Origin of the sequence: Kitasatospora sp. NPDC057518 (assembly GCF_042802075.1) — a bacterium.
Lineage (GTDB): Bacteria > Actinomycetota > Actinomycetes > Streptomycetales > Streptomycetaceae > Kitasatospora.
This window is the reverse complement of record NZ_JBHVEU010000696.1, coordinates 1-2,751: the sequence shown is the minus strand read 5'-3', so window position 1 is coordinate 2,751 and position 2,751 is coordinate 1. Positions and strand designations below refer to the sequence as shown.

At 74.8% G+C, this 2,751-nt stretch carries 2 protein-coding genes; one reads left to right on the top strand and one right to left on the bottom strand.

The features are described from left to right. Positions 1-24: 24 nt before the first annotated feature. Positions 25-642 carry a transglycosylase family protein gene (locus ACFU7Z_RS38470; protein WP_074002499.1) on the bottom strand — a complete coding sequence of 206 codons (618 nt, stop codon included), beginning with the start codon at positions 640-642 and terminating at the stop codon, positions 25-27. A 574-nt stretch (positions 643-1,216) separates the two neighbouring features. Between ACFU7Z_RS38470 and ACFU7Z_RS38465 the strand changes: the two genes are divergently transcribed. After that, the gene (locus ACFU7Z_RS38465) at positions 1,217-2,713 is read left to right on the top strand and encodes a purple acid phosphatase family protein (RefSeq protein WP_380782775.1); all 1,497 of its coding nucleotides are present in this window, start codon (positions 1,217-1,219) and stop codon (positions 2,711-2,713) included. The last annotated feature ends 38 nt before the right edge of the window (positions 2,714-2,751 follow it).

Here is a 2,751-nt window from a genome sequence, read left to right as displayed (position 1 = left end):
GGCGGCGGTCGGGTTCGACCGGTCCTAGGAGGGGAGTTCGAGGACCAGTCCGGGATGGATGAGGTCCGGGTCCTCGCCGACCGCGTCGCGGTTGAGCTCGTAGAGCGCCGGCCAGCCGCCGGGGACGCGCAGGGACTCGGCGAGGTCGGCGAGGGTGTCGTTCTCGCGGACCGTCCAGGTGCCGTCCTCGGACTCGACCGGGGCGGCGTGGGTGTGGGTGTGGGCGTGGGCCGGGGGCGGCGGGGCGTTGTCGCGGCCCTGACCGTGGGTGGCGCGGGCGCCGCACACGGGCCAGGGGGAGAGGCCGCGACGTTCGGCCAGGAGCTGGGCGACGGCGATCTGCTGCTCGCGGCTGGCGAGGTCGGCGCGCGGGGCGTAGCCGAGGCCGCCGTTCTCCCGCCAGGTGGGCTGGTCGAACTGGAGGCCGCCGTAGTAGCCGTTGCCGCTGTTGATGCGCCAGTTTCCGCTGCTCTCGCAGGCCGCCACGCGGTCCCAGTCGTACGAGCCGCCGCCCTCCCTCCCGGGGTCGGACCGGCTGTCGCGGCCTGGCGGCGCGGCGTGGGCCGCGGGGGCGGCGAGGGCCACGGTGAGGGCGCAGAGCGCGGTCGGGACGATGCGGCGCAGGCGAACGGTGGGAGGCATGGGCGGCTCTCAGGCTCGGGGACAAGACCGGCGCCGTCCACGGGGGCGGCGCACTCCCACCCATGCACGCCGGACGGTGCGTTCCGTGGACGACACGTCCGACGGGTCACCCGCGCGGCGGCCCTGGGCCACCCCGGTGGTCGGCGGCCGACCGGCCGTACTCCTCGTCGCCTTGCCGTTTCGTCGCTTTGGTGCCTCGTCACCTCGCCGCTGGTGCGCCTGCCGCCCGCTTCCGGCGCCGGCGGCCGTCGTCGCGGCCCCGGCCCGCGCGCCGCGACCTCGGGGCTCCCGCGCCGCCCGGCCGACCGGGGACAAGGTCGTGCACCGAGGGTTCCCGGCCACCCGCCGTTCGGCTGCCGTTCGCCGTCCGCACGGCTGGGCGTGACCCGGCCGTGCGGTGCGGCTGGGAGCCTCCTCGGCGTTTCCCCGAGCCCAGGAGGCGGCAGTGGCGGCACAACCCTCTCGTACTTCCCGCACATCCCGTACGTCTCGAAGGACGGTCCTTCGCACCGGTGCGGCGGCCGGTGCGCTCGCCGCGCTGCCCGCGTCCACCCTGCTGTGGACCCAGCCGGCGGTGGCCGGCACGCCCGGCCCGGAGCAGCTCCACCTCCAGTGGGGCGACGAGCCCTCCCGCGAGATGACGGTCTCCTGGGCGACGGCGGCGTCCGTGAACCGTCCCCGGGTGCGGATCGGCACCCCGCGCGAAGGCGCCGGCCGGACGGTGCACGCGCGCAGCCGCAGCTACGTGGACGGCCTCAACAAGGTCGAGACCTTCACCCACCACGCCCGCCTGGACGGCCTGCGGCCCGACACGACGTACGTCTACGAGGTGCTGCACGACGGCGCCCCGCCGGTCCGCGGCACCTTCCGCACCGCCCCCGCGCCCGGCCGGGCCGCGTTCCGCTTCACCAGCTTCGGCGACCTCGGCACCGGCGACAACGTGTTCAGCAAGTCCTCCATCCACGGCGCGGCGGCGGTCCGTCAGGTCGAGGGGTTCGACCCGCTGTTCCACCTGCTCAACGGCGACCTCGCGTACGCCAACAACAACCCGCAGCGCCAGCCGCAGGCCTGGAACGCGTTCATGAACAACATGTCCGCATCGGCCGCCCACCGCCCGTGGATGCCCACACCCGGGAACCACGAGGTCGAGGCGGGTGGCGGGGAGCTCGGCTACGCCTCCTACCTGACCCGCTTCGAGCTGCCGGACAACGGCACGCGTGACCACTGCGGCACCTGGTACGGCTTCCAGATCGGCTCGGTGCTCTTCGTCAGCCTGGACGGCAACGAGATCGCGGTCGAGGACGACGCCAGCATCGACCCCGCCACCGGGCAGTCGATCTACATCAGCGGGTACAGCGACGGTGCCCAACTCCGCTGGCTGGACCGGCTGTTGTCGCGGGCGCGGGGCGGCAGCTCGGTGGACTGGATCGTGGTCTACCTGCACCAGTTCGCGATGTCCTCCTCCGCCCAGAGCCACGGCGGCGACATGGGCATCCGGGAGAAGCTGCTGCCGCTGCTCGACCGCCACAGCGTCGACCTCGTGCTGGCCGGCCACGACCACGACTACGAGCGCACCCACCCGGTGCGCGGCACGGCCCCGGGCGGCCTGCTCACCCCGGCCGTCGCCGACGACGACCTGCGGCAGATCGACACCTCGCAGGGCACCGTCCACCTGATCCTCGGCGGCGGCGGCACCGCCGGGCACGACGACGTCTACCTGCCCGCCGACGCCGACGGCGTCCGCGAGGCCACCGTCCGCACCCAGCGCCTCACCTACAAGGCCGACCCGGACGCCAAGGAGAAGGCCCACTGGTCCGCCGTCACCGACCCGGACACCCGCTACCCCTACGGCGTCGCGGTCTTCGACGTCGACCCGGGGACGGTGCCCGGCGGCCGGACCGCCATCACCGTCAGCTACTACCACTCCGTCCCGGCCACCGCCGCCGCCCCGCTCCCGACGCCGGTGCTGTACGACCGCTTCACCCTGTACCGCGACCGCAGTGACGGCTGGGGCGACGACGACCAGGGCGAGGACTCCCAGGACCGGTCGGTCGCCGCCGCCCGCCGGTAGCGCGCCCGTCGTCGAGGGCCCGCCGCGCCGCCCGGTGC

Bases quoted from the DNA above. Each gene is read 5' to 3' on its own strand.
- ACFU7Z_RS38470 (WP_074002499.1), bottom strand. From the start codon at position 642: ATGCCTCCCACCGTTCGCCTGCGCCGCATCGTCCCGACCGCGCTCTGC.